Origin of the sequence: Nodosilinea sp. FACHB-141 (genome assembly GCF_014696135.1) — a bacterium.
Classification (GTDB): Bacteria; Cyanobacteriota; Cyanobacteriia; order Phormidesmidales; family Phormidesmidaceae; genus Nodosilinea.
The window spans coordinates 754423-775855 of the sequence record NZ_JACJPP010000007.1; the positions used below are offsets into that span (position 1 = coordinate 754423).

Sequence of the window (21433 nt, forward strand, 5' to 3'; positions counted from 1 at the left end):
TGATCGAAATTCATCAACATCGTTTCCGCGCTAATTGAGAAAGATTGCTTTGACAGTCAACTTAGGTACTAGGCGATGAAAAGAGATGCAAATTGGCAAAGCATCGGTATTGGAATAATCGCAGCTACCATTCTTGGCTTGGTAGCATGGGCTTTGTTTCACGAAATCAGCAAGGCTCCTTGGCAGTTTATTACAATTTTGATTGCTTTACTGGGCGCGTTAATTACATTCGTCGGTAACTTGCAAATTCAGATTCGAAATGAGCAAAAACCTAAAAAAACTGAAATATATGATCAAGTAATAAACCTTTTCTTTGATTCTATTCTGGCCACTAAATTGGGACGAGAGCCTAAGAGCGAAGTGAAGCTAGTTCAGGAATTTGCCGATATAACGCCCAATTTAATTTTATGGGCCTCTGACGATGTTTTGAAGCTGTATATCGAATTTCGACGAATAGCAAGTAGTAATGTTGAAAGGTCTCCAAGTAGTCTTATCTTGCTATTTGGTCAATTGCTATTGGCAATAAGAAAAGATCTGGGGCATCAAAACAAGAGAATAGATGAACTCTCCATTTTGAGTACCTTTGTAAATGACGTTGAAAATTTATCAATCGCAGAACTCAAGCCCATCATCAAAGATAAACAACCACGGCCATTTGGCTTATGTGCGGGAGAATTCACTGTCCCGGCTGATTTTGACGCACCTTTACCCGAAGATCTTCTAAGCGCATTCGAGGGCAAATGAGGATTCTGCTAGACACCCATATTTTTCTATGGTTCATCAGTGGTGATGCTCAGCTTTCGATCAGTCTTCGCGATAGCATTCGCAATCCAGACAACGAAGTCTATCTAAGTGCCGTCTCAATTTGGGAAGTGATTGTGAAGTATCAATTGGGTAAGTTGCCTTTGCCTGAAACACCAGAGATATACCTTCCCAAACAGCGCGATCTTCATCAAATTGCTAGCCTTGGCCTCAACGAGAGTAGTGTGGTTCAGTTAGCTAAATTACCTCCTTTACATCGCGATCCGTTTGACAGAATGTTGATCTGTCAAGCTTTAGAAAATAAACTAACCATTGCTACAGTGGATACTGCAATTCGCGCCTACGCAGTAAGCACCATGTAATAGTCTCCCTGGATACGACGGCTTTTCTACTCGAAAGTGATAATAATAGAGATGAGAGTTATGAATCTAGTCTCCTAGCTATCTATTTTAGCTTCCGAGTAACACGCAAAACCAAGTTGATTAGAGCTTGGCATTCTCCACATTGAGCCTAAAACCACTGCAATATATCAAGCTCAATTGCAAAAGTTGCTGTGCTTGTGACGCCGGAATTCTTAGCATCGCCTTCTCAAAGGACTCTTCCGTCAAAGGAGGACTATCGGAATAATCAATTCCTTCATCCTCCAATGACTCTAGTGTCGCCTAGTTAGAACGAGAGGTATTGGTTGAGTTTGTGCCGCTCATGTCGATGTTAGCCTCTTCATGCAGGCCGACCGGGATCGAGGTGATCTAGCGCTTTCAGCACTGCGCCCACGTCCATTGACAGGTATTCGCCGAGGCGGAGGATGTCGTTGACCTGAGCACGGCTGTCGGAGCCGAGGGGTTTTCTAGACACCGCTGCCTGCTTGAGCAGGGCAAACACCTGGCGGTTGAGGTGTTGGTAATACAGCTCTTGGGGGCGTTCTAACGAAAGGCCTAGGTTGAGCTGCTGGCCGAGATTAACCAGTCGCCCCAGCCAATCCACATCGGCGGCGAGGGATTCTGTCGGTGCCTGGTTGAGAATTTGCCAGACCGATCGCCCAATCAGCCGCTCCAGCATGGGCTTGGCCGCCGCTAGAGATAGGGAGGCATTGCAGGTGCTAGCTTCGGTGGCGATCGCCTCTAGCTCGTTCAAATAGTCCTCGCCCTGGCGCAGGGGGCTGGCAGTGGGGTCGCTGGTCTCGCGTTCGAGGGATTGCAGCACTTCCATCGCTCGGTGGCTGAGGGCAATATCGGCCGCCACTTGCAGCTCGCGGGGTACGGGCAGGCCATCGCGGTGGAAGGCGCGCAGCACGCCATAATTGTCGCGGTAGACCTGGGCGTAGAGCTGGTCGAGGCGCAGCAGGGTGTCTTGGGAGAGCAGGCCCATCATGCGGTGGCGCTCTTCAGCAAACAGGTCTTGCAGGCCATAGGTGTGTGGGCCAAAGGCGCTGTTGATGGCGAGAATCACCTGGGCGGCGCTGGCCTGGCTGAGGCTCTCAAACACGGCAGCTTTGGCCTGGGTGTAGTCGAGGCGCGATCGCATGCTCTTGATGCCACAGTGGAAGTCCCAGCCGCCCAGGTGCACTACGGCGAAGGCCAGGTTGAGGCTTTCGCGGGTGATGGTAGAGGTGATTTCGACCTGCCCCACCGCCAGGGAGATGGGCCCCATGCGCTGGCGGCGGTAGTCGTGCTGCTCGACGGTGTAGCAGTAGACGGTTTGCTCGCGGTGGTAGTCGGTAAACAGCGACCCCATGGCGTAGTGGGCCACTACCTGCTCCAGCGTGATGCGGGAGGGTTTGACCAGGGCCTCGTAGACGCCGGAGCCGTGGATAAATTCGGTGATGTTGCTGGGGGCTTGACCGAGGCGCTTCACAAATTCGGCTTCTAGAGAGACCCCTGAGACTTCGCCGGCCAGCTCCATGGCGCGGGCAGCGTAGCGCAGAATTTGGGTGCCCTCGGGACGCGAGAGTTCTTCAAAGAACCAGCCGCAGCTGGTGTACATAAACAGGGCATGGCGCTGCATTTCGAGCAGTTGCAGGGCGGTGACCCGCTCGATGGCCGAGAGTTTGTGGGTTTGGTGGGTGGCAAAGAAGGCGTCGAGGGTGTCGGGGCTGCGATCGCCCATCACCGCTACGTAGGCATTGCGCGCCGCCCAGGGATCGCGCAGCAGCTCAGAGCCATGCGTCTCGTAGACGGCAACCAGCTGATCGCGCAGCCAGTCGAGGGTGTCGCGCAGGGGGCGTCGCCACTGCTGATGCCATTCGCCGCCGCCGCCACAGCCGCAGTCATCTTGCCAGCGATCGACGCCGTGGGAGCAGCTCCAGGCGGTGACGGGCTTGAGTTCGGCTTCCCAAGTGGGTGGGTGGGTGGCCAGGTAGTGGGCGTAGTTGGTCACCGTCCAGCCCTGGCGGGGAAACTCGTCGGTGAGGGCGTAGGCGAGGGCTTTTTCGGCCCCGCCCCGGTGGTGGCCAAAGGTTTCGCCATCGGTGGCGACCGAGATCAGCTGGAATGGCCGATGATCCCCGTGGATGGCCTGGCCGATGCGCCCGACAAAATGCTGAGATGAACTCAGCACGTCGTTAAAACCCATGTCGCGAGAGATCGGGCCGTCGTAGAAAAAGATGTCGATATAGCGGCTGGGATCAGGGCTGCCGTCAGCATTTTTGAGAAAGCAGCGGTAGGGGCGACTGGGATCGATCTGGCCACCGCCCACTTCTTGCCAAGTGTCGCGCTCGCCGTTGTAGCTGACCATGGGACGACAGCGCTGCACCTGCGACGGCGCGAGAATCGTGAACTTGATCCCCTCAGCGTGGAGCACGTCGAGCGTGGGGTAGTCGATCGCGGTTTCGGCCAACCAAATGCCCTCGGGCTGACGACCAAAGCGGCGGCGAAAATCCTCAATGCCCCAGTGCACCTGGGTGACTTTGTCGCGGGGGTTGGCCAGGGGCAAAATGATGTGGTTGTAGACCTGGGCGATCGCGTTGCCGTGGCCGCTCAGTCGGGCGCAGCTGTTGCGATCGGCGTCGATGATGCGCTGGTAGGTCTCCAGGTCGTGGCGCTCCATCCAGCTCAGCAGGGTGGGGCCAATGTTAAAGCTGATGTACTCAAAGGTGTTGACGATGCGCACGACTTCGCCGCGATCGTTGAGAATGCGGGCATAGGCGTTGGGCCGGTAGCACTCGTGGTGAATGCGCTCATTCCAGTTGTGGAAGGGGGCGGCACTGGGCTGCTTCTCGATCGCATCGAGGTAAGGGTTCTCGCGGGGCGGCTGGTAAAAGTGGCCGTGCACGCAAACAAAAACCCCGGTGCTAACAGCGGGGATCAAGCCATCGTGGGGGCCATCATAGGCCGTAGGGACCGCAGAGCTAGCCTGCAATGCCGAATGCTGGAGTGAATCAGCCATAGGAAAAAAATGAGTGAGGAGTTGGACACAGTGGCCAGCCTAACCATGGGCTGTGCTACCACCGGGGAACGGATTCAAAAAAACTTGGGAAGCCGGGATCAAAGCCCAGAGGACGATGCGGCTGCGTGAGGAAAGGCTAAAAGGCTGCCAATGCCGTAGGGTCACCTGGGGATCAGCAGGAACCAGGCTGGGCATACCGGGGAACTGAGGGCGACCGACGCTGTGGGCGTGTTTTCTAACCCAACATTTGCTGATTTTAACCCTCTTTATGAAAGTTAACCGCTCGCGCTTAACCTCCGTTGATGTTTGTCAACTGGGCAAACGAGCTAAACCCCACCGTATAAACTACGGCAATTGGACAGTTGACTCATCCCTCGCGGGAGAGAAGCAGGGCTGTAGAACTGGCTGAGTCTATCCGCCCACGCCTCCCTGGGGCAGCACGACGGTGACTGTGGTTCCCACCTGGGGCTGGCTGTCGAGGTGGATGTGGCCGCGGTGGGTGTCAACAATTACCTTGGCGATCGCCAGCCCCAGTCCCGTACCCTGCTCGCCGCTGCGCAACCGCGAGGGGTCAGCCCGGTAAAAGCGATCGAAGGCATGGGCGATCGCTTCGCTATCCATGCCAATGCCCGTGTCCTGCACGGTTACCTGCACTCCTGGTTGTCCCTGGTGCTTGGTGGGCTTGACCTTGACCGTCACGGTGCCGCCACTGGGGGTGTACTGCACCGCATTGCTGATCAGGTTGGTGAATAGGCGGGTGAGCTGGCCGGGATCGCCCAAAATCGTGGAGCTGGCGGTGGGGGGAGCAGTCAGTAGCGCTGCGTTTTTAGACCGCTGTTTGCCAAAACTTTTACCAAAACCGTCTTCCGCGACTGCCACTTGCAGCGCGATCTGGCGCTCGGTAGCCATCACCTGCTGCTCCTCCAACACATCCTCCAGCAGCCCCTCTAAACTGACAGAAGCGGGAGCAAAGGCAATCAGCCCACTCTCCTGACGAGCGAGAAACAACAGATCATCCACCAGCCGCCCTAGCCGCCGAGTGAGGCGCTCAATCACCTGAAACTGCTTTTGCTGAATATCTACGTCAGGGTTGGGGTCTGACAGCGCTACCTGGGCATTGGTCTGGATGACAGCGATGGGGTTGCGCAACTCGTGGGAGGCGTCGGCGGTAAACTGCTTGAGCTGCTGGTAGGAGTCGCGCACGGGGGCGATCGCGATCCCCGACAGCAGCCAGCCGATTGCCGCCACTGCCGCCACCATCAGACTTGTGCCCAGGGCTAAATCCACAATCAACCTGCGGCTGGGCTTGGTCACCTCAAACCAGGGATGGCTGACCCGCAGATAGCCCAGCACCTGCCCGTGGTCTTGCACCCGCTCAGTAATCTGGCGAAAGAAAGTCTCTTGCCCCACCCGCACCGTTTCGCCCGCCGGGTTAACGTGCAGAGGCACGGGCTGGAGGTCTGCAAAGGTAGACCACAGCAGTTGCCCACCGGGGCCAAACCACTCTAGGTCGATGTGGTCGTCTTCAACGGCGCGGGCGTTGTCGCGAAAGCTGGCTTCTACGTTGACCCGCAGCGGCGGACCATCGGTATCGATGGTGGCAAAGGTATGATCCCCGGCGGCATCAGGTTCTATGACCAGCGATCGCTCCACAATCTCCACCACGTGGTTCAGCGTGTCATCCACCCGCTCGACCAGCGTGGTGCGCACGTAGAGATAGAAGCCGCTGGCAAACAGCAGCAGCAGCACCGCCGTCACCGCCGTATACCAAAGCGCAAGCCGCCGCCGAGTCGCCTGAAACATAGACATCTATGGCAATTTTTGAGTGACCAAGTAGAGCATTGATGCAGCCAACTCTATTAACCATAGAGAACTTTGCCCTGCCGAAGTGCTTGGCAGACTAGGGAAGTGACTACGTTCTTTTTGCGCTCGACCTCTTCGCGAGTCATGACCAAAATATCTTTAGGAATCCCTAGCCCTCGCAGCGCTTTGTAGGCAACCCGTGCCCGCCGGTAGCGGGGTTCGTCAGACTGTGAAACAATTACGAGCAAGTCAATATCGCTATCTTCGTTTGGCTCCCCGTAGGCGTAGGAGCCAAACAAAATGATCTGCTCTGGTTGCAGGGCAGACACCAAACGTTGGGTAATTTGGTCGAGCAGATCGGTGGTGAGCGGTTGCACTGGCTACCTGGCCCGAGTGAGATGGGCGGCGATCGACTGCGATCGCTAACCTCATCCTAATTCAGCAGCCTACGACGGCAAATCTCCTGCTTTACCATGGTGAAGATATGTGGGGAAATTCCCTGAGAGGAGCCTGTTATTAGTATTGAGGAGACGATTCGTGTCCAATTTTTTAGCTGCTGCAAAGCGTTCAAAGCGGTGGAGCCTCAAGCGGTGGAGCCTGATGGCTCTTGTCGCCACAGCTACTCTTGGCTTTTCTCTCTGGCTGGGTGGGCTGCATTTGCCGTCCTCGACTGCCCTGGCCCAAGACGAACCCGCTGTCGAGCGGGCCAACCCCACCAACGCCACGACCTACCGTTTCAAGGTGGGCGACTATAGCGCAACGGTCGTGAGCGACGGTACGCTGACGTTCCCGGTGGGATTCTTTGTACCCAAGGCTGATCCTGCGGCGGCATCGGCAGCCCTGACGGACAACTTTTTGCCGACCGACAGTGTCTTAGCCCACCTCAACGTGCTGTATCTAGAAACCGATGAGCACAAGGTGCTGATCGATACCGGGGCGGGCAACACCTTTGGCCCCACCGTGGGCTATCTAGCCAGCAACCTGGCAGCCGCAGGCATTGCCCCCGACACCATTGACACCGTCATTTTGACCCACGCCCACCCCGACCACATCGGCGGCATTCTCGACGAAAGCGGCAACCCGGTATTCGCCAACGCCAGCTACTATATCTCTGAGACCGAGTGGAATTTTTGGACGGCACCAACGGTGGAAATGCCCAACTCGCTGGTGGATGCAGATACCCAAGCGACTACGGTGGCAGTAGCGCAGGAGTGGCTGGGGGCGATCGCCAGCCGCACCACCCGCTTTGCCTTGGGCGATGAGATCATTCCCGGCATTGTCTCAGTTCCTTCGGTGGGCCATACCCCTGGCCAAGCCTCATACCTGATCACCTCCGGCGACGATAGCCTGCTAGCTACCGGCGATGTGTTCTTTAGCGACCCGCTGAACCTGGAGAACCCCGACTGGGAAGTGGCGTTTGACACCGACCCTACCCAGGGCGTAGCCACGCGGAAACAATTGCTGGAGACGGTTACGGGCGATCGCCGCAAATTACTGGTACCCCACATGCCCTTTCCCGGCCTCGGCCACGTGCGTGCCCAGGGCGATGCCTACGGTTGGGAGCCGATTGTGTGGGATTTTGGCTTTGAGTCGTAGGTTCTAAGTTTGGAACTCGTTCAGATATTTAGACCTCAAGAAAAGTAGTGAGCGGACCCAGATGAAGAATTTGGGTCCGCTTGTGGTTGTGGAATATGTAGCGATAGGACGAGCGCTGCTCAAAGTGTTGAGCTAGAGGCTACCCTGACGTTACAAGCCCCATGGGATCGTGCCGTGGTAGATACTCCCCAGCCCCAAGCAAAAGCACCTCGGCCCCGACGGCGAGGCAAAGGCAAAGAGGATACTGCAGATCAAGTGCCTCCCCTCAGCCGCAAAGAAGAGCGGGCGAAGAAGCGCCAGGCCCAAAAGGCGCGCAAAGAATTAATTCAATACCTGGCGGCGACGCTGTTTGTAGCGGGGCTGATTGGGGTGCTGCTGGCGCTGCTGGGTGAACCTAAGCTAGCGCTGGCAGCGGTTGTGGCAATCGCTTGTCTCGCCCTTTCCTTTAAATATCCCCGCCAGGCAATCTATGGGCTGATCATCTACGTGCCCTTTAGCGGCACCGTCACCTACGCGCTTGGGGGCAGCGGCATTTTGCAGTTGGCTAAAGACGCCATCTACATTCCGGCACTCCTGGGCGTAATTCAGTTTTGCCGCCGTACTCGGCAGCCGCTGATTATTCCACCGCTGATCAAAGTGCCGCTGCTGGTGCTGCTGGGGTTGTGCAGCCTGACTATGCTGGTGGTCAACGGCGGACAGCAGCTTGATGCAGCCGGGGGCGAGGTGCCAATTTTGATTGGGGTGCTAGGCCTGAAGGTGCTAATCGGCTACGTGCTGATTATTCCGTGCATTTATTATTTGCTGCGCGATCGCGAAGACGTCTACTTCCTCCTGCGCCTGCAAGTGGTGCTGATTTTGGTCTGCTGCGGCCTCGGGTTCATTCAATACATGATGCTGCGACTGGGCATTTGTCAGGGTACCATCGGCGAGGGCGAAGACCTGTTCAAGGCATCCCTAGAGTCGCGCTGTTTCGTCGGCGGGTCGCTGTTGTATACCCCGGCGCAGGGGCAAATTCGTCTGCCCGGTACATTTAACGCCCCCTGGCAGTGGGGCTGGTTTTTGATTTCAAGCGGCTTCTTTGCTTTTGGCACGGCGTTTAGCGATCGCAGCCCCCTGTGGCGCATCGTAGGTCTGGGCTCATTGGCAGCGGTGGGGGTGATGGCGGTGGTCTCTGGTCAACGCATCGCCCTAGCCCTGGTACCGGTAACCATTGTTGGCCTGCTGATTCTTACGGGTCAGGTGGCCAACCTGAAGCGCTTTCTCCCCATCGGCATCGGTCTGGCGCTGATCTTGAGTGTGTTTATGGCCCAAAACCAGGCGGTGGTTAATGAACGGTGGGCGAGTTTTCAAAGCCGCTGGAGCGCCTCGCCGCCCCATGAGTTTATTGTGCAGCAGTTTGAGTGGGCGCAGAAACAGCAGGAGGGCATTTTGGGCCGAGGGGTGGGCCGCGCTACCAATGCTGCCCGCATCTTTGGCAAGACCGAGCTGGTCGAAACCTACCACCCCAAACTGATGTACGAAATCGGTCCCCTGGGGTTGCTGGCTACCCTGGCGGTATACCTCACCCTGACCGTCGCTACCTTCAAGGCCTATCGGTCGATCAAAGACCCCAACCTGCGAGGCTATGGTGCTTCAATGTGGGTGTTTGTGCTGTTTATCAGCATCTTTCCCTACTACTACCCACTGGATGTGGATCCGGTAAACGTGTATTACTGGCTGGCGGCGGGTATTGTGCTCAAGCTGCCCGAAATTGACCAAAAAGAGCGGTTGCAGCAGCGTCTAGAAGAGGCCAGTCGCCGCCGCAAGCTCACCCCTCGCGAGAAAAAGCAGCTTCAGAAACAGGAAACGATCGTGTTTGAGTAGGCGTACCTCAATGGGCAGGTTCTCCCTTCAGGGGTCTACGGTTCGCGCAACTTAACGCGCTTCCTAGGAGTGAGCATGGTAAAACTCAGGGAAAGCAGTGAATTAGTCTATAGTACGCTTGAACCAAGCTAGACTATACTCTCCCCATCCACGGTTTCTACGGAGACGGCTCAATGGCACAGGCAAAAGGTAACGGCGCGGTTGCAAAGGCAGACACCGCCACTCTAGATTTAGACACTACGGCTCCAGCCGCTGACGACGGCGAAGACACCGTTGTTGAATTGGTTGATCATGACCAAATTGACGACCTTTTCAAAGACCTCAAGACCCTGCTGAGCACCGTCGAAAAGCTGCAAAAAGCCCGGCAAGACGTGGGTGATATTAAGCCTCTAATTGTGCGGCTGCTCGACGGCGAACTGGTATCTGGAGACGATCTGGAGGAATTGCGCGGTGGCATCAGCGGTCTCTCTAAGCTGCTTAAGCTCTACAGCGACTACCAAGGAGCGCTGGAGCGCGCCCAACCGGCCCGAGCGATTCTAGATCAGCTGCTCAAGTCGTAATTATTTGTAGGGTGTCCTTGGTCAGACTGTAATCAGGTGGCTAGCTATTCAAATGCTCCACCGTCATGCACCCGGGAACTAGCTATGCTGCCAAAAGATTTTGGGCGTTTAGCTAAAACACCAGACGCTGAAGTCTTCATCGACGACGTTCTCGTTCGACGGTTGCTGCACGACCAGCATCCCGATTTGGCGCACCTAGACATTGTGCTAGTTGATTCAGGTTGGGATAATGCCATGTTTCGCCTGGGCGATTGCCTCGCGGTCCGCCTTCCCCGCCGCCAGATCGCCGCTGCCCTGGTCGAGCATGAGCAGACTTGGCTGCCGCGCCTTGCCGCTCAACTGTCGATCGCCGTTCCTACGCCCTATCGCTTGGGCGTTCCGGCCCTCGGCTATCCCTGGCGGTGGAGCGTCTTGCCCTGGCTCAGCGGTCGTCCTGCCGATCTAGAACCGCCTCATCCAAGGCAGGCAAGTCGCTTTGGTAAATTTCTGCGGGCTCTCCATACCCCTGCACCAACCAATGCCCCTAAGAATCCCTTTCGCGGCGTGCCGTTGAAAGAACGAGCGGCAGCGATCGCTGAGCGTCTAGCCCGCTTGGAAACCAAAACCGACCTGATCACGCCCACCCTCAAAGTTCTGTGGCAGTCAGCCTTGAATGCGCCGATCGATACCCCACCCAGTTGGCTCCACGGCGATCTTCACCCCCGCAACATCCTGGTTGAAAACGGTGTGCTGACCGGCATCATCGACTGGGGCGACATCACCTCGGGCGATCGCGCTACCGACCTAGCGGCGGTGTGGATGCTGTTTGAGGATGGGATGGCCCGGCGAAGGGCGATCGCCGCCTATGGTCCCGTTTCTAAGGCCACCCTACGGCGAGCCCTAGGATGGGCGATTTTCTTTGGTGTGGTGCTGCTGGATACTGGGCTGGTCGAGCATCCTAGGCATGCGGCGATCGGTGAGAAAACACTGCGACGAATTGCCGAGGCTGGAGACAGCGGAATTTAGCTGAGCTTTGGCAAAGGGAGCATCGCTGCTCAGAGACATTACTACCGAGCGTTCCACGCGGCGGCCGCATCGCTGACCGCTTGGTCTACTGGCTTTTGGCCCAGCATCGCCGCTTGCAGGTTGTCGTAGATGATCGCTTGCAGCTCCTTCACCCCATCCATAGCGGGAATCAGCACCTCGGCCTGGTTCATCTGCTCGGCGCTGACCGATCGCGCCTTTTCTACGCCCTTGGTGCCCTCGGCGGCGAAGTAGCCATCCTCAAGCGCCCCGGTGGTAGAAGGCAGCACGTTGGCGGCTTTGGCAAAGCTGAGCTGGTTGGCGTCGTTGGTGACATACAGCGCAAAATCCAGCGCTGCATCGGGCACGTCGGTCCCGGCTGGGATCACCACATTCATCACCGCGACGTTGGTCTTACCGGTGTCGCCGGTAATCTGGGGGCCGCTGCCGGTGACGGCGGCAATATCGGGGGCGTTGGCCTCAATGGTGGGGAAAAACTCTGCCCCCGTAGACAGCAGCGCCACTTCCCCAGCCTGAAACAGTTCGATCGCCCGGCGATGGCCCTGGGTCAGCACCTCCTGGGGCAGCAGTTCTTGCTGGTAGAGGTCAGTCCAATACTGGAAGACGGCGCGGCCCGCGTCGGTGTCGAAGGCGGCCTGGCCCTGGTCATCCACCAGCTCGACCCCCATCTGCACAAAGGATTGCAGCACGTCGGCGGAATCTTCGGGCACAAAGGTGGTGAAGTAGGCATACTTGCCGGTTTTTTCTTTCACCTGGCGAGCGACCTCGGCCAGCTCAGCGTAGGTGGTGGGCGGAGCCACCCCGGCCTCGTCCAAGAGGGCCTGGTTGTGCAGAGTGACGTTGGTAGTCAGATACCAGGGAATGCCAAAGCTCTGGCCGTTAAGCGTGTTGGCCTCCCAAATGTTGGGCAGGTAGACCTGCTTGGCCTCGGCGGAAACTTTTTCATCCAACGGCATCCAAGCGTTGCGGCTGGCGAGCTGGGCAGCAAAGTCGGGGTTGAGGTTGACCACGTCGGGAGCGGTGCCGGCAGTGACGGCGGTGAGAATTTTACTCTGCATGTCGGCCCAGGGCACATCGACCCAGCGCACGGTGGTGTCGGGGTTTTGCGCCTCGTAGTCGGCAATCAGCCCGTTGAAGTAGTCGGTAAAGTCGGGCTGAAGCTGCATCGTCCAAAACTCGACCTCTTGACTGCCGCCCTCAGCAGGGGCGGTAGCGTTGGGCTGCCCACCCCCGCACGCCACGAGCCAGCTCATCATTAGGCCTAGCAGGGCAAACAGACCAAAGCGGGCGTAGGGGCGGAGTCTCATGGCGAAAAAAGAAGGAATAACGAAGGGTCAAACAGGGCGCACCCAGTCACGGTTGTTCATTTTCGCTTAATTTGTGCAGTTGTGGCGGGGGGTTATAGAATCACCTGGACGGCGCTGGCGCTGGCGATCGCCCGCTCTTTAGCCTCTTCCACCGTCTCGCCTAATGCCAGGGCCACCCCCATGCGGCGGTTAGGGTGAGCGGTGGGCTTGCCAAACAGCCGCACCTTGCTGGTGGGCACTTGTAAGGCTTTATCCAGGCCAGAATACTGAGGATTGTCGCTCTTCCCAGATGCCAAAATCACCGCCGAGGCCCCCGGCTGCATCAGGGTAATCTCGCCAATGGGCAGACCCATAATCGCCCGTACGTGCAGCTCAAACTCCGACTGGTGCTGGCTCACCATCGTCACCATGCCGGTGTCGTGGGGGCGGGGGCTGACCTCGCTAAAGTACACGGTTTGAGGTTGATCCGCTTCTCCAGCAATGAATAGCTCCACCCCAAACAGTCCCCAGCCGCCCAGGGCATCGGTGACCGCTTTCGCCATCTCCTGACAGGCTGCTAGGGTGTCGGGGTGCAGGGCGCAGGGCTGCCAAGACTCGCGGTAGTCGCCCGCCTCCTGGCGGTGGCCGATAGGAGGGCAAAAGTGGGTGCCGTCGATCGCCCGCACCGTCAGCAGAGTAATCTCAGTGTCGAAGGGCACAAAGCCCTCCACAATGACACGATCGCCCTTGCTCCGACCCGCTTCTCCCGCGTACTGCCAGGCCGTCAGCACCTCAGACTCCTGACGCACGGTGCTCTGGCCTTTGCCCGACGAACTCATAATTGGTTTGACCACGCAGGGCAGACCGATGGCTTCTATAGCCTCTAGATACTCCGCCTCAGTGCCGGCAAAGCGAAAGGGCGAAGTCTTGAGACCCAGTTCTTCTGCCGCCAACCGCCGAATGCCCTCGCGGTTCATGGTCAGCTGGGTGGCGCGGGCGGTGGGGATGACTCGCCAGCCTTCGGCTTCCAGCGCCACTAAAGTATCGGTGGCGATCGCCTCCACCTCCGGCACGATCAACCCTGGCTGCTCCTGCTCGATCACCTGCCGCAGTGCCGCACCATCGAGCATGTCAATCACGTGGCAGCGGTGAGCCACCGTCATAGCTGGGGCATGGTCGTAGCGATCGACGGCAATTACCTCCAGCCCTAGGCGCACCGCTTCAAGGGCCACCTCACGACCCAGCTCACCCGAACCCAGCAGCATCAACCGCTGGGCGTCGTCGTTTAAGGGGGTGCCCAGGGGTGCTAGGGGCGATGGAGGAGTAGTCATAACAAGTTGCTCCAGGCGGATAAGAAAGACAGCGCGTAAAGAAATACAGCGACAGGGCCATAGTTTCTCAATATTAGGTGCTCACTTTTCAGAATTGTGTGTAACATCGCTGGTGATACCAAGCTTTAGTTGGGTTGGTATCACCTCAGGAGCAACGGCGAGACCATTAGGTGTGCGGGCAGGAGATACAGCATCGGCTATCTCTCAGCCCAGAAAAAGTGCTTAAAAAGAAAAGTGGAAAATCTGAATTAAATTGTGTACCATTCGTTAGCACTTTTCCCCTACGGATAATTGCTGGGCCGCTGAATCTCTTCTTGAGTGCCTGAAAAGGTCTTTTTGGGAAGGAAGAAACGGACTCGTTTGGGTCTGCTTGGTTATCACTTTGGCCGGGCAGGTTTTCTATATACCCACCTGTTTTTCGGATACTACCGTGGATAGTCTCAAAGCCATTTTTAGTCGCAAGCCTCGGGGAGTTGGCATTGAGCTAACCCCCGAAAGAGTTAATTTGGCCCGCCTAAAAAAGCAGGGAGCCTCGCTTAAATTAGAAGCCTTGGCCTCGGTAGAACTGGCCGAGGGCATTTACGAGGAAGGCCAAATCTTAGACACCGCCGCCATGGCTGACGCCATTCAAACGGTGCTCGCTGAAAGCAAGCTCAAGGTCAGGCAGGCCACCACTGCTATTCCAGGGCGGGCAATTACCCGCGTCATTCCTGTGCCCGCCGAGCTCGACGACGACGAGCTGCGCGAAATGGTGCTCAACCAAGAGGCCAGTCTCTATCTGCCCTTCCCCCGCGAGGAGGCCGATGTTGACTATCAAAAACTCGGCTATTTTGTCGACGAAGATGGCATTGAGAAGGTGCAGGTGCTGCTGGTAGCGGTGCGTAAAGACCTCACCGATCCATATATTGAAGTGTTTCAGCAGGCGGGGCTGGCGCTCAACGTGCTTGAGACCTCCAGCTTTGCCCTGATTCGCACGATTCGGGAGCAGCTGCGGCAGTTTACGCCCCAGGAGGCCGCCGCCGTAGTCGATATCGAGTTTGAAAACACCGAAATCTCCATTGTGGTTGACGGGGTGCCCCACTTCTCGCGCACCGTACCCATTGGAACTTTTCAAATTCAAAGCGCCCTCAGCCGCGCCATGAATTTACCTCCCTCCCGCAACACGGAGCTGCTCCAGGGCATGACGGTGCCTATTCAAACGATGGATACTGTGGGTGCGCCCCAGATGGGCAACACCAACCCTGGCACTACTGCCATGCTGCGGGTGCTAGGCGAGCTGTCTGACGAACTGCGCCGCTCCATCGACTTCTACCTCAACCAGGGCGAAGACATGGAGGTGGCGCAGCTGCTACTGGCCGGACCGGGAGCTTCCATTGGGCAGCTCGACGAGTTTTTGGCCCAGCGGCTGAGTCTGCCAGCCAGCCAAATTGACCCGATCTCAGCGCTGTCGTTGGAAGTGGCTGAGGATATTCCCGAGAGTCAGCGGGCAGGGTTGGCAACGGTAATCGGTCTTGGCATGCGGGAGGTGTAGCTATGTACGGTCTCGATATTAATTTTCTCAAGGACCGCGAAGTTCGCGTCTTTGAGGCCAGACCCCGAGCTCGGGGTGGCGGCGGGGTGGCCCCAGGCGATCGCAGACCGCTAGTTTTGGGGTTGGCGGTGGCGCTGATACCCCTGGCGTTGGTGGGGGGCTACTGGGCGGTGACGAGAAGTCAGGTCAACCAGCTCCGGGCTCGCAGTGCTGAACTAGACGCTGAGACGGCTCAGCTGCAGAGTCAGCTCCAGGAGATTAGTGGTATTCAGGGGCAGATCGACCTCATTCGATCTGAAATCAACGCTTTCGTGACGGTCTTCAACGATATTCTCCCCTGGTCGGCGCTGCTGCAAGATATTCGCACCCGTACTCCGGCTCGCGTTCAAATCGTTGGCCTCAGCCAGACCACGACTACCCCCGAAGCAACTGATCCCAACGTTGTGCCGGAGTCGTCTGAAGGAATTTCCATTAACGGTGTGGCCTGTTCCTACGACGAGATCAACGATTTTGCCCTGGTGCTACAGCGATCGCCCCTGTTGCAGTCCGAGACTGTAGCGATTAGTCAGGCCCAGCAGCAACCCACCCTGCTTGACCCCCAAACCCAGGGCCGCTGCCCAGGCACTGCCGTAGGTGATCCTGACTTTTTGATTGACTACACCATCGGAGCCAACATTACTGATACCCCAGCCTCCCAGCTGGTGGATGAGCTAGAGCGCCAGGGTACTGTCGGTTTAGTAACCCGTATTCAGGCCCTGAGAGAAAAAGGAGTGATCGAATGACCGCATCGGGTGATTTCCTTCCCGCCGACGACCAGGCCTTAGACGTCGGCCCCACTTACCCTACAGCCTTTGGTATTGAGCTCACCCCCAAGGTGCAGGGCATTGGCTTAGCAGTACTGGGGTTAATCGGCTCCTTTGTTCTCTATAACTTTGTGGTCAAGCCCGTAGTGGAGCAAAAAACTGCTCTGGAGGGTGAGGTTGCCCAAAAGCAAGCTCAGGTTGACCAGCAACGGGCCAGTCTTCAAGACCGCGCTGCGCTACAGGCTGAGCTAAACTCGGCCCTGGAGCAGCGGGTGGGCGTTTACAGCCTGTTGGGTGGCGCTCAAACCCTCGACACTCTGCTGCTCGACATCAACCAGCAGATTCAGAACAGCAACGCGGCGATCGCCGATGTGCTGCGGGCCGACTCAGCTCGCCTCGACAACGCCCAGCTGGCTGCCCTAGGGCTCACCCGAGAACAAATTCAGCGGGTCAAGACCCAGTTTGCCGCTACTCCCCAGGTACAAAAGCAACTCTTCTCTTCGGAGCTGCTGCGCTTTAACCCCAGCCCGGCGGAGCCGGTCACTGACCTTGGCCCAGAGCTCAACGGCAAGCTAGAGCGCGTCACCGTCGATGTATCGATGCAGGCGTTGTTTCCCCAGACGCTCAGCATCATGCGCAATATCGAGCGCTTAGAGCCGCTGATCATCATTAAAGATGTGCAGCAGAGTATTGCGCCGCCGCCGGCTGATACCACCGAAGAGGAGCTCCTAGGCATTAGCCGACTTCTGCTCACCGACTACACCCTCGAAGTGCTCGTGCCCGTCGGCGACCCGAGCGTACCGCCCGAGCCACCGCCGCCGCCTGCCCCCGCCGAGGGTGCAGCCCCCGTCGAAGGTGCGCCTCCACCTGAAGGCGGCTAAACCCAACCTTTCCAGCCCCGTTGCTACTGCCACCCTAGTGGCCTAATCTACCCACCTAGCCCAGTCAAACCCCGCGCGGCCCAGCCGCATCTGTGATGGAGGAGTGAACCGTGAACCGTCTAATGAACCTGCAACCATTTTTGCTTGGCAGCACCCTCGTTGCCCTAGCTGCCCAACCTGGCTTGGCCTCAGTAACCAGCATTACTAACGTCCGCCTAAACCCCACCGCCACGGGATTAGACCTGGTTTTTGAAACCCAGGGAGGCGATAACAGCAGCGTTTTTACAGTGAGCCAGGGCAACACCCTACAGGCTGATATTACCCGTGCTCAGCTCAACCTGCCCGATGGAGGCAGCTTCAACCAGGCTAACCCTGCCCCCGGCATCAGTCAGGTATCCGTGGTTCCCCTCGATGCCAACAGCGTTCGCATCACCGTCAGTGGCACCAGCCAGCCCCCCACTGGGGCAGTAGAATCCAGCGATAATCAAGTAGTGCTATCGATTCGCAACGATGGCGGGACTGCCCAAGCTCCTACCCCGGTGCCTGCTGAGATCGAGACTGTGCCTGCTCCGACTGCTCCCCCCGCTGTGGCCCAAGCCGCTCCAGAGCCATCTCCTGAAGCTGCCCCAGAGCCGGCTCCCGAAGCCGCCCCAGAGGTGCCGACCCCAGCCAGCCCCGATGTGCTAGTACCCAACCCTGAAGTCACCATCGACGGTGCCCCCGTGCCTCGTCCTCAGGTGCAGCAAACACCTCCCTTTTTACCCCGTGCTGTAGCGCCGCCAATTGGTGACATTGCTGTAGCGGAGGGAGTGCCCTCCTTCAACAACATCAACTTAGGTAGCAACGAGCGCATCCCCAAGCTGCTGCTACGGGACGCTCCGGCCCGTGAGGTTTTGTCGCTTCTGGCCCGGGCTGCAGGACTCAACCTAGTGTTTACTCCCGCCGGAGGAGAAGCTGAGGCTGGGGCAGAAGGGGCCAGCGCCGATGGTCCGCCCGTTAGTCTAGATATTGAAAATGAGTCTGTTCAGGATGTGTTTAACCACGTTCTGCGGGTCACTGGCCTACAGGCTAACCGGGTAGGCCGCAGTGTCTATGTTGGCCCAAGCTTGCCGGTTTCAGCCCAAAATGTCTCTGCTAGAACCCTACGGCTGAATCAAGTTGACGCCACTGTGGCCACCAACTTTCTGGTGGCCCTAGGTGCGGAGAGCGCCGTCAGCCGAGAGCGCCTAGTCACTAACGTCAATGCTGTGACCGTTGCAGAGGGAACCCCTCCAATTACGGAAACCCAGACTTCAACGGTTGATCAGATTGAGGTGAGCCGAGTTGACTATGAAGATAGCCAAGGAATTCTTCGCGGGTTGCAGGTAGTCGCTGACGAGCGCACTAACTCAGTGACGCTCGTTGGCCGGGCTGATCTGATCGCTATTGCCACCGAGCAGCTCACCCGCATTGACCTGCGTAGACGGCAGGTTGCGGTCAATGTCAGAGTCATTGATATCGATCTCAACTCCCTCGATGCCTTTGGCACCAGCTTCTCATTCCAGAACGGGCTGTTTGGGGTGCTCAGCTCTGGCGGTCTCGGCATTCTCAATATTGGCGATGGTGGTACTCCCAACCCTGCAAGCCAGGCAACCCCCACAGGCACACCTATCCTGCCACGTACGTTAGGTGGCCCCGGTACCAATGCCACCTCCGGCAACTTCTTGGCTCAGCTGCTGGGAACGGTGCAAAACGGCAACGGCAAGATTATTACTGACCCCACTTTAATTGTGCAAGAGGGGCAGACGGCTACGGTTCAGCTAACTCAGGATGTGGTAACTGAGCTGACGCAAACCATTGAGGTGACCGAGACGGGAACCTTGACCACCTTGGACATTGAAACTGAGCCGGCTGGTTTAATTCTGCAAATTGACGTCGATCGCATTGATGACAATGGTTTTGTGTCGCTCTCGGTAGCTCCTAGTATCTCGGCACCAACCGACAGCTTTACCAGTGACGCGGGTACGTTCTTCCTGCTATCAGAGCGCCAAATTAGCTCTGGTCAGGTGCGAATTCGCGATGGTCAAACCCTGCTGCTTTCCGGCATTATCCAAGAGTCGGAGCGCAATAGCGTCAACAAAATTCCCATTCTGGGCGATATTCCCATTTTGGGAGCGCTGTTCCGCAGCACGGTAACCGATAACCAGCGGCGAGAACTGATTGTGCTACTGACGCCGCAAATCTTGGACGACTCGGATCAGTCGACCTTTGGGTATCAGTACACCCCTAGTGAGGCTGTGCAAGATATTCTCGAAAATCGAGGTCGTCAGGAGGAATAAATTAGTTCCTCCCGAGGAATGACTATTTCGATGGGTTAAGGTTCACGGTTCTTTTGCAAAGAAGACGGTTAATAAAAGGGGCAGAGGCGACAACAAGCGCTTCTGCCCCGATTTTTTCTCTGCTTCTATAGCGATCGCCAGGTTGAGCCATTCTGCATCACCCTCGATCGCAATGGTCCATAGCCATCGCGCTGCCTCCGGTTTGTCGGCGGTAGTGGCTCATGTCCTCAAAGTCGTCGATTTGCAACAGGGCTGGGTGCCTACTCGGCGAAGTAGCCGCCGTACATGACGTATTCGTCGCTCTGAAGTTGGTCAGAATTAGTGTAAAAGGCGACTTCAATGGAGTTGGCCGTGTTGGTGTCGGCTTTGGGAATGAGCTTGATGTAGCGGTTTTGGGTGTCGTAAAAGCTGGGGTTGGCCCCCAGCTCAAGCAAGTAGCCACCTTCGGTGCTGACTAGGGTGTAGGGGCTGGTTTGGCCGCTGCCCCACTGCACCTGATCGGGGGTCAGAGTCATGGGGCCAAAGGCGAGCAGTACGTCGCTGAGGGGCTGCCACTCCTTGATGAGGGAGATAGGCAGGGTGGCGGTAGGCGTAGTTGCCGGAGCGGCTGTAGTGGCTGTTGGCGGCTCGGTGGACTGTGCGGCGGGCTCAGGGGCAGAGTCGGTAGGAGCTGCTGGGGCAGGGTTAATGGCTTCGGTTTGGGGCGGGGAGTTGGGCCGGCAGCCGACGATCGCAACCCCAGCGGCGATCGCCACGGCCCACCTTGCCAGGGTAGGCCGACGGCGCTGAAGCGGCGACTGGTCAGGTTTCGCGGGCATAACTGTACTCCCGAGCACTATTTGGTGCCATGGTAACGTTTTGGTGACCTATCGATGCCGTCTTTTTGGCGGCTAAGACGCGGAATAATGGCTTTTTTGGGGCAGGATGCGTTGGCGATCGCCAAGGTGGGTAAAGTAGAGGCAGTGCTGCTCTGGCCTCGGTCTGAACTAGGGCGGTGGTTGTGATCGGAGCGATTTGTCTAACCCAAGGGCGATCGCTACAGTTGGGGTGAACCCAGGAGACATGGCTATGGCTCAGACGGTGCGTTCTGCGGCGGTGACGGCGACGCCAGCAACCCAGGCGGATGTTGAGTTGCGGCGGGTGGTTAAGGCCTTTGGAACAGAGGTGGCAGTTCGCGATCTCGACCTGACGGTGCACCAGGGCGAATTCTTTAGTATTTTGGGCCCTTCAGGCTGCGGCAAAACCACAACCCTGCGTCTAATCGCGGGTTTTGAAACTCCTACTGCTGGCGATGTCCTGATTCAGGGGGCCAACGTGAGCACCGTACCCGCCCACCGTCGCCCCGTTAATACTGTCTTTCAAAGCTATGCTCTCTTTGACCATATGACGGTTAAAGACAACATTGCCTTTGGCCTCAAAATTCGTCGCATGGGGTCGCTTCAAGTGCGCGATCGCGTTGCCGAAGCCCTGCGCCTGGTGCGTATGGAATCTATGGCTGCCCGTTATCCCGCCCAGCTTTCTGGTGGGCAGCAGCAGCGGGTGGCCCTGGCCCGCGCCTTGGTTAACCATCCAGCGGTGATGCTGCTCGATGAGCCCCTCGGCGCTTTAGATCAAAAGCTGCGCAAGCAGATGCAGGTCGAGCTAGCCAACCTGCACCGTCAGCTGGGCATTTCCTTTATTATGGTCACCCATGACCAAGAGGAGGCCCTGTCGCTCTCTGACCGCATCGCCGTGATGAACAATGGCCAGATCGAGCAAATCGGCACCCCCAGCGATATCTATGATCGTCCTCGCACCGCCTTTGTTGCTGATTTTATTGGCGATACCAATCTGCTGTCCGGGCGCATCGATCAGACCTACCCCAGCCAGGTGCAGGTCACCACTGACAGTGGTTTGCGAGTGCTGGCCTGCTCGGCCGGCAGCAGCGATGCCCAGACCGTGGTTGTGAGCGTGCGACCCGAAAAAATCAACCTCAGTCTCAGCGCGCCGGCCACCGCCAACAACTGCTACCAGGGACACATCACCCATCTGATGTACCTCGGTACGCACCTGCACTGCGTGGTGCGATTGGGCTCAGGCGAGACCCTGATGGTGCGCCAGCCCAACCGGGCCGAATCGCTGGGCGTCGATGCTGCTGTGTATGTGCACTGGGCTGCCGACGATTGCCTAGTGCTCGACCCAGCCTGAGGACATGTTGATCTAGGCAGGCGATCGCAGCGCGCGCGTTACCCCGGGCTGATCGCCATATACTTAGAAGCTAAAGATAAGGTCGCTCCCTCTGAGTGCTAAAGT

At 57.5% G+C, this 21433-nt stretch carries 17 protein-coding genes; 11 read left to right on the forward strand and 6 right to left on the reverse strand.

Annotated features, from left to right (window positions below):
- Positions 1-555 precede the first annotated feature (555 nt).
- Positions 556-744 carry a type II toxin-antitoxin system Phd/YefM family antitoxin gene (locus H6F59_RS27555; protein ID WP_397193116.1) on the forward strand — a complete coding sequence of 63 codons (189 nt, stop codon included), beginning with the start codon at positions 556-558 and terminating at the stop codon, positions 742-744.
- Entirely contained in the window at positions 741-1124 is a 384-nt protein-coding gene (locus tag H6F59_RS06860; protein WP_190696784.1) for a type II toxin-antitoxin system VapC family toxin, read from the forward strand. The genes H6F59_RS27555 and H6F59_RS06860 overlap by 4 nt, the downstream gene beginning before the upstream one ends.
- A gap of 358 nt (positions 1125-1482) precedes the next feature.
- Here the strand turns inward: H6F59_RS06860 and H6F59_RS06865 are convergent, their stop codons facing one another.
- The 3 genes from H6F59_RS06865 to H6F59_RS06875 form a co-directional block, all read right to left on the reverse strand.
- The gene (locus H6F59_RS06865; protein WP_190696787.1) at positions 1483-4146 is read right to left on the reverse strand and encodes a DUF3536 domain-containing protein; all 2664 of its coding nucleotides are present in this window, start codon (positions 4144-4146) and stop codon (positions 1483-1485) included.
- Between the two features lie 411 nt (positions 4147-4557).
- Complete coding sequence (locus H6F59_RS06870) at positions 4558-5949, reverse strand: HAMP domain-containing sensor histidine kinase (protein ID WP_190697268.1); 1392 nt, start codon at positions 5947-5949, stop codon at positions 4558-4560.
- A gap of 56 nt (positions 5950-6005) precedes the next feature.
- The gene (locus tag H6F59_RS06875) at positions 6006-6326 is read right to left on the reverse strand and encodes a nucleotidyltransferase domain-containing protein (protein WP_190696790.1); all 321 of its coding nucleotides are present in this window, start codon (positions 6324-6326) and stop codon (positions 6006-6008) included.
- Between the two features lie 160 nt (positions 6327-6486).
- Between H6F59_RS06875 and H6F59_RS06880 the strand changes: the two genes are divergently transcribed.
- The 4 genes from H6F59_RS06880 to H6F59_RS06895 all read left to right on the forward strand — a co-directional run bounded on the left by H6F59_RS06880 (position 6487) and on the right by H6F59_RS06895 (position 10973).
- Positions 6487-7545, forward strand: a complete 1059-nt coding sequence (locus tag H6F59_RS06880; protein ID WP_313887136.1) for an MBL fold metallo-hydrolase — start codon at positions 6487-6489, stop codon at positions 7543-7545.
- A 174-nt stretch (positions 7546-7719) separates the two neighbouring features.
- Positions 7720-9408, forward strand: coding sequence for a hormogonium polysaccharide biosynthesis protein HpsL (hpsL, locus tag H6F59_RS06885; RefSeq protein ID WP_190696793.1), 1689 nt, complete (start codon positions 7720-7722; stop codon positions 9406-9408).
- A gap of 173 nt (positions 9409-9581) precedes the next feature.
- Positions 9582-9968: a hypothetical protein gene (locus H6F59_RS06890; RefSeq protein WP_190696796.1), complete on the forward strand. Its 387-nt coding sequence runs from the start codon at positions 9582-9584 to the stop codon at positions 9966-9968.
- An 84-nt stretch (positions 9969-10052) separates the two neighbouring features.
- Entirely contained in the window at positions 10053-10973 is a 921-nt protein-coding gene (locus tag H6F59_RS06895; RefSeq protein WP_190696799.1) for an aminoglycoside phosphotransferase family protein, read from the forward strand.
- A 41-nt stretch (positions 10974-11014) separates the two neighbouring features.
- Here the strand turns inward: H6F59_RS06895 and H6F59_RS06900 are convergent, their stop codons facing one another.
- Positions 11015-12298 carry an ABC transporter substrate-binding protein gene (locus H6F59_RS06900; protein WP_190696802.1) on the reverse strand — a complete coding sequence of 428 codons (1284 nt, stop codon included), beginning with the start codon at positions 12296-12298 and terminating at the stop codon, positions 11015-11017.
- 92 nt (positions 12299-12390) lie between these two features.
- Entirely contained in the window at positions 12391-13608 is a 1218-nt protein-coding gene (purT, locus tag H6F59_RS06905) for a formate-dependent phosphoribosylglycinamide formyltransferase (RefSeq protein ID WP_190696805.1), read from the reverse strand.
- 430 nt (positions 13609-14038) lie between these two features.
- Between purT and pilM the strand changes: the two genes are divergently transcribed.
- The 4 genes from pilM (at position 14039) to H6F59_RS06925 (ending at position 19141) form a co-directional block, all read left to right on the forward strand.
- Positions 14039-15139: a type IV pilus assembly protein PilM gene (gene pilM, locus H6F59_RS06910; protein WP_190518226.1), complete on the forward strand. Its 1101-nt coding sequence runs from the start codon at positions 14039-14041 to the stop codon at positions 15137-15139.
- Positions 15140-15141: 2 nt separating this feature from the next.
- Positions 15142-15921: a PilN domain-containing protein gene (locus H6F59_RS06915; RefSeq protein WP_190696808.1), complete on the forward strand. Its 780-nt coding sequence runs from the start codon at positions 15142-15144 to the stop codon at positions 15919-15921.
- Entirely contained in the window at positions 15918-16823 is a 906-nt protein-coding gene (locus H6F59_RS06920) for a hypothetical protein (protein ID WP_190696812.1), read from the forward strand. Before H6F59_RS06915 ends, H6F59_RS06920 begins: the two co-directional genes overlap by 4 nt.
- A 110-nt stretch (positions 16824-16933) precedes the next feature.
- On the forward strand, positions 16934-19141 hold the full coding sequence (locus tag H6F59_RS06925) for an AMIN domain-containing protein (RefSeq protein WP_313887137.1): 2208 nt from the start codon (positions 16934-16936) through the stop codon (positions 19139-19141).
- A gap of 260 nt (positions 19142-19401) precedes the next feature.
- Here H6F59_RS06925 and H6F59_RS06930 read toward each other — a convergent pair whose 3' ends face one another.
- A complete protein-coding gene (locus tag H6F59_RS06930) occupies positions 19402-19959 on the reverse strand; it encodes a hypothetical protein (protein WP_190696814.1) in 558 nt (185 codons plus the stop codon).
- A 250-nt stretch (positions 19960-20209) separates the two neighbouring features.
- Here H6F59_RS06930 and H6F59_RS06935 point away from each other — a divergent pair, with 250 nt between their 5' ends.
- On the forward strand, positions 20210-21328 hold the full coding sequence (locus H6F59_RS06935; protein ID WP_190518218.1) for an ABC transporter ATP-binding protein: 1119 nt from the start codon (positions 20210-20212) through the stop codon (positions 21326-21328).
- The last annotated feature ends 105 nt before the right edge of the window (positions 21329-21433 follow it).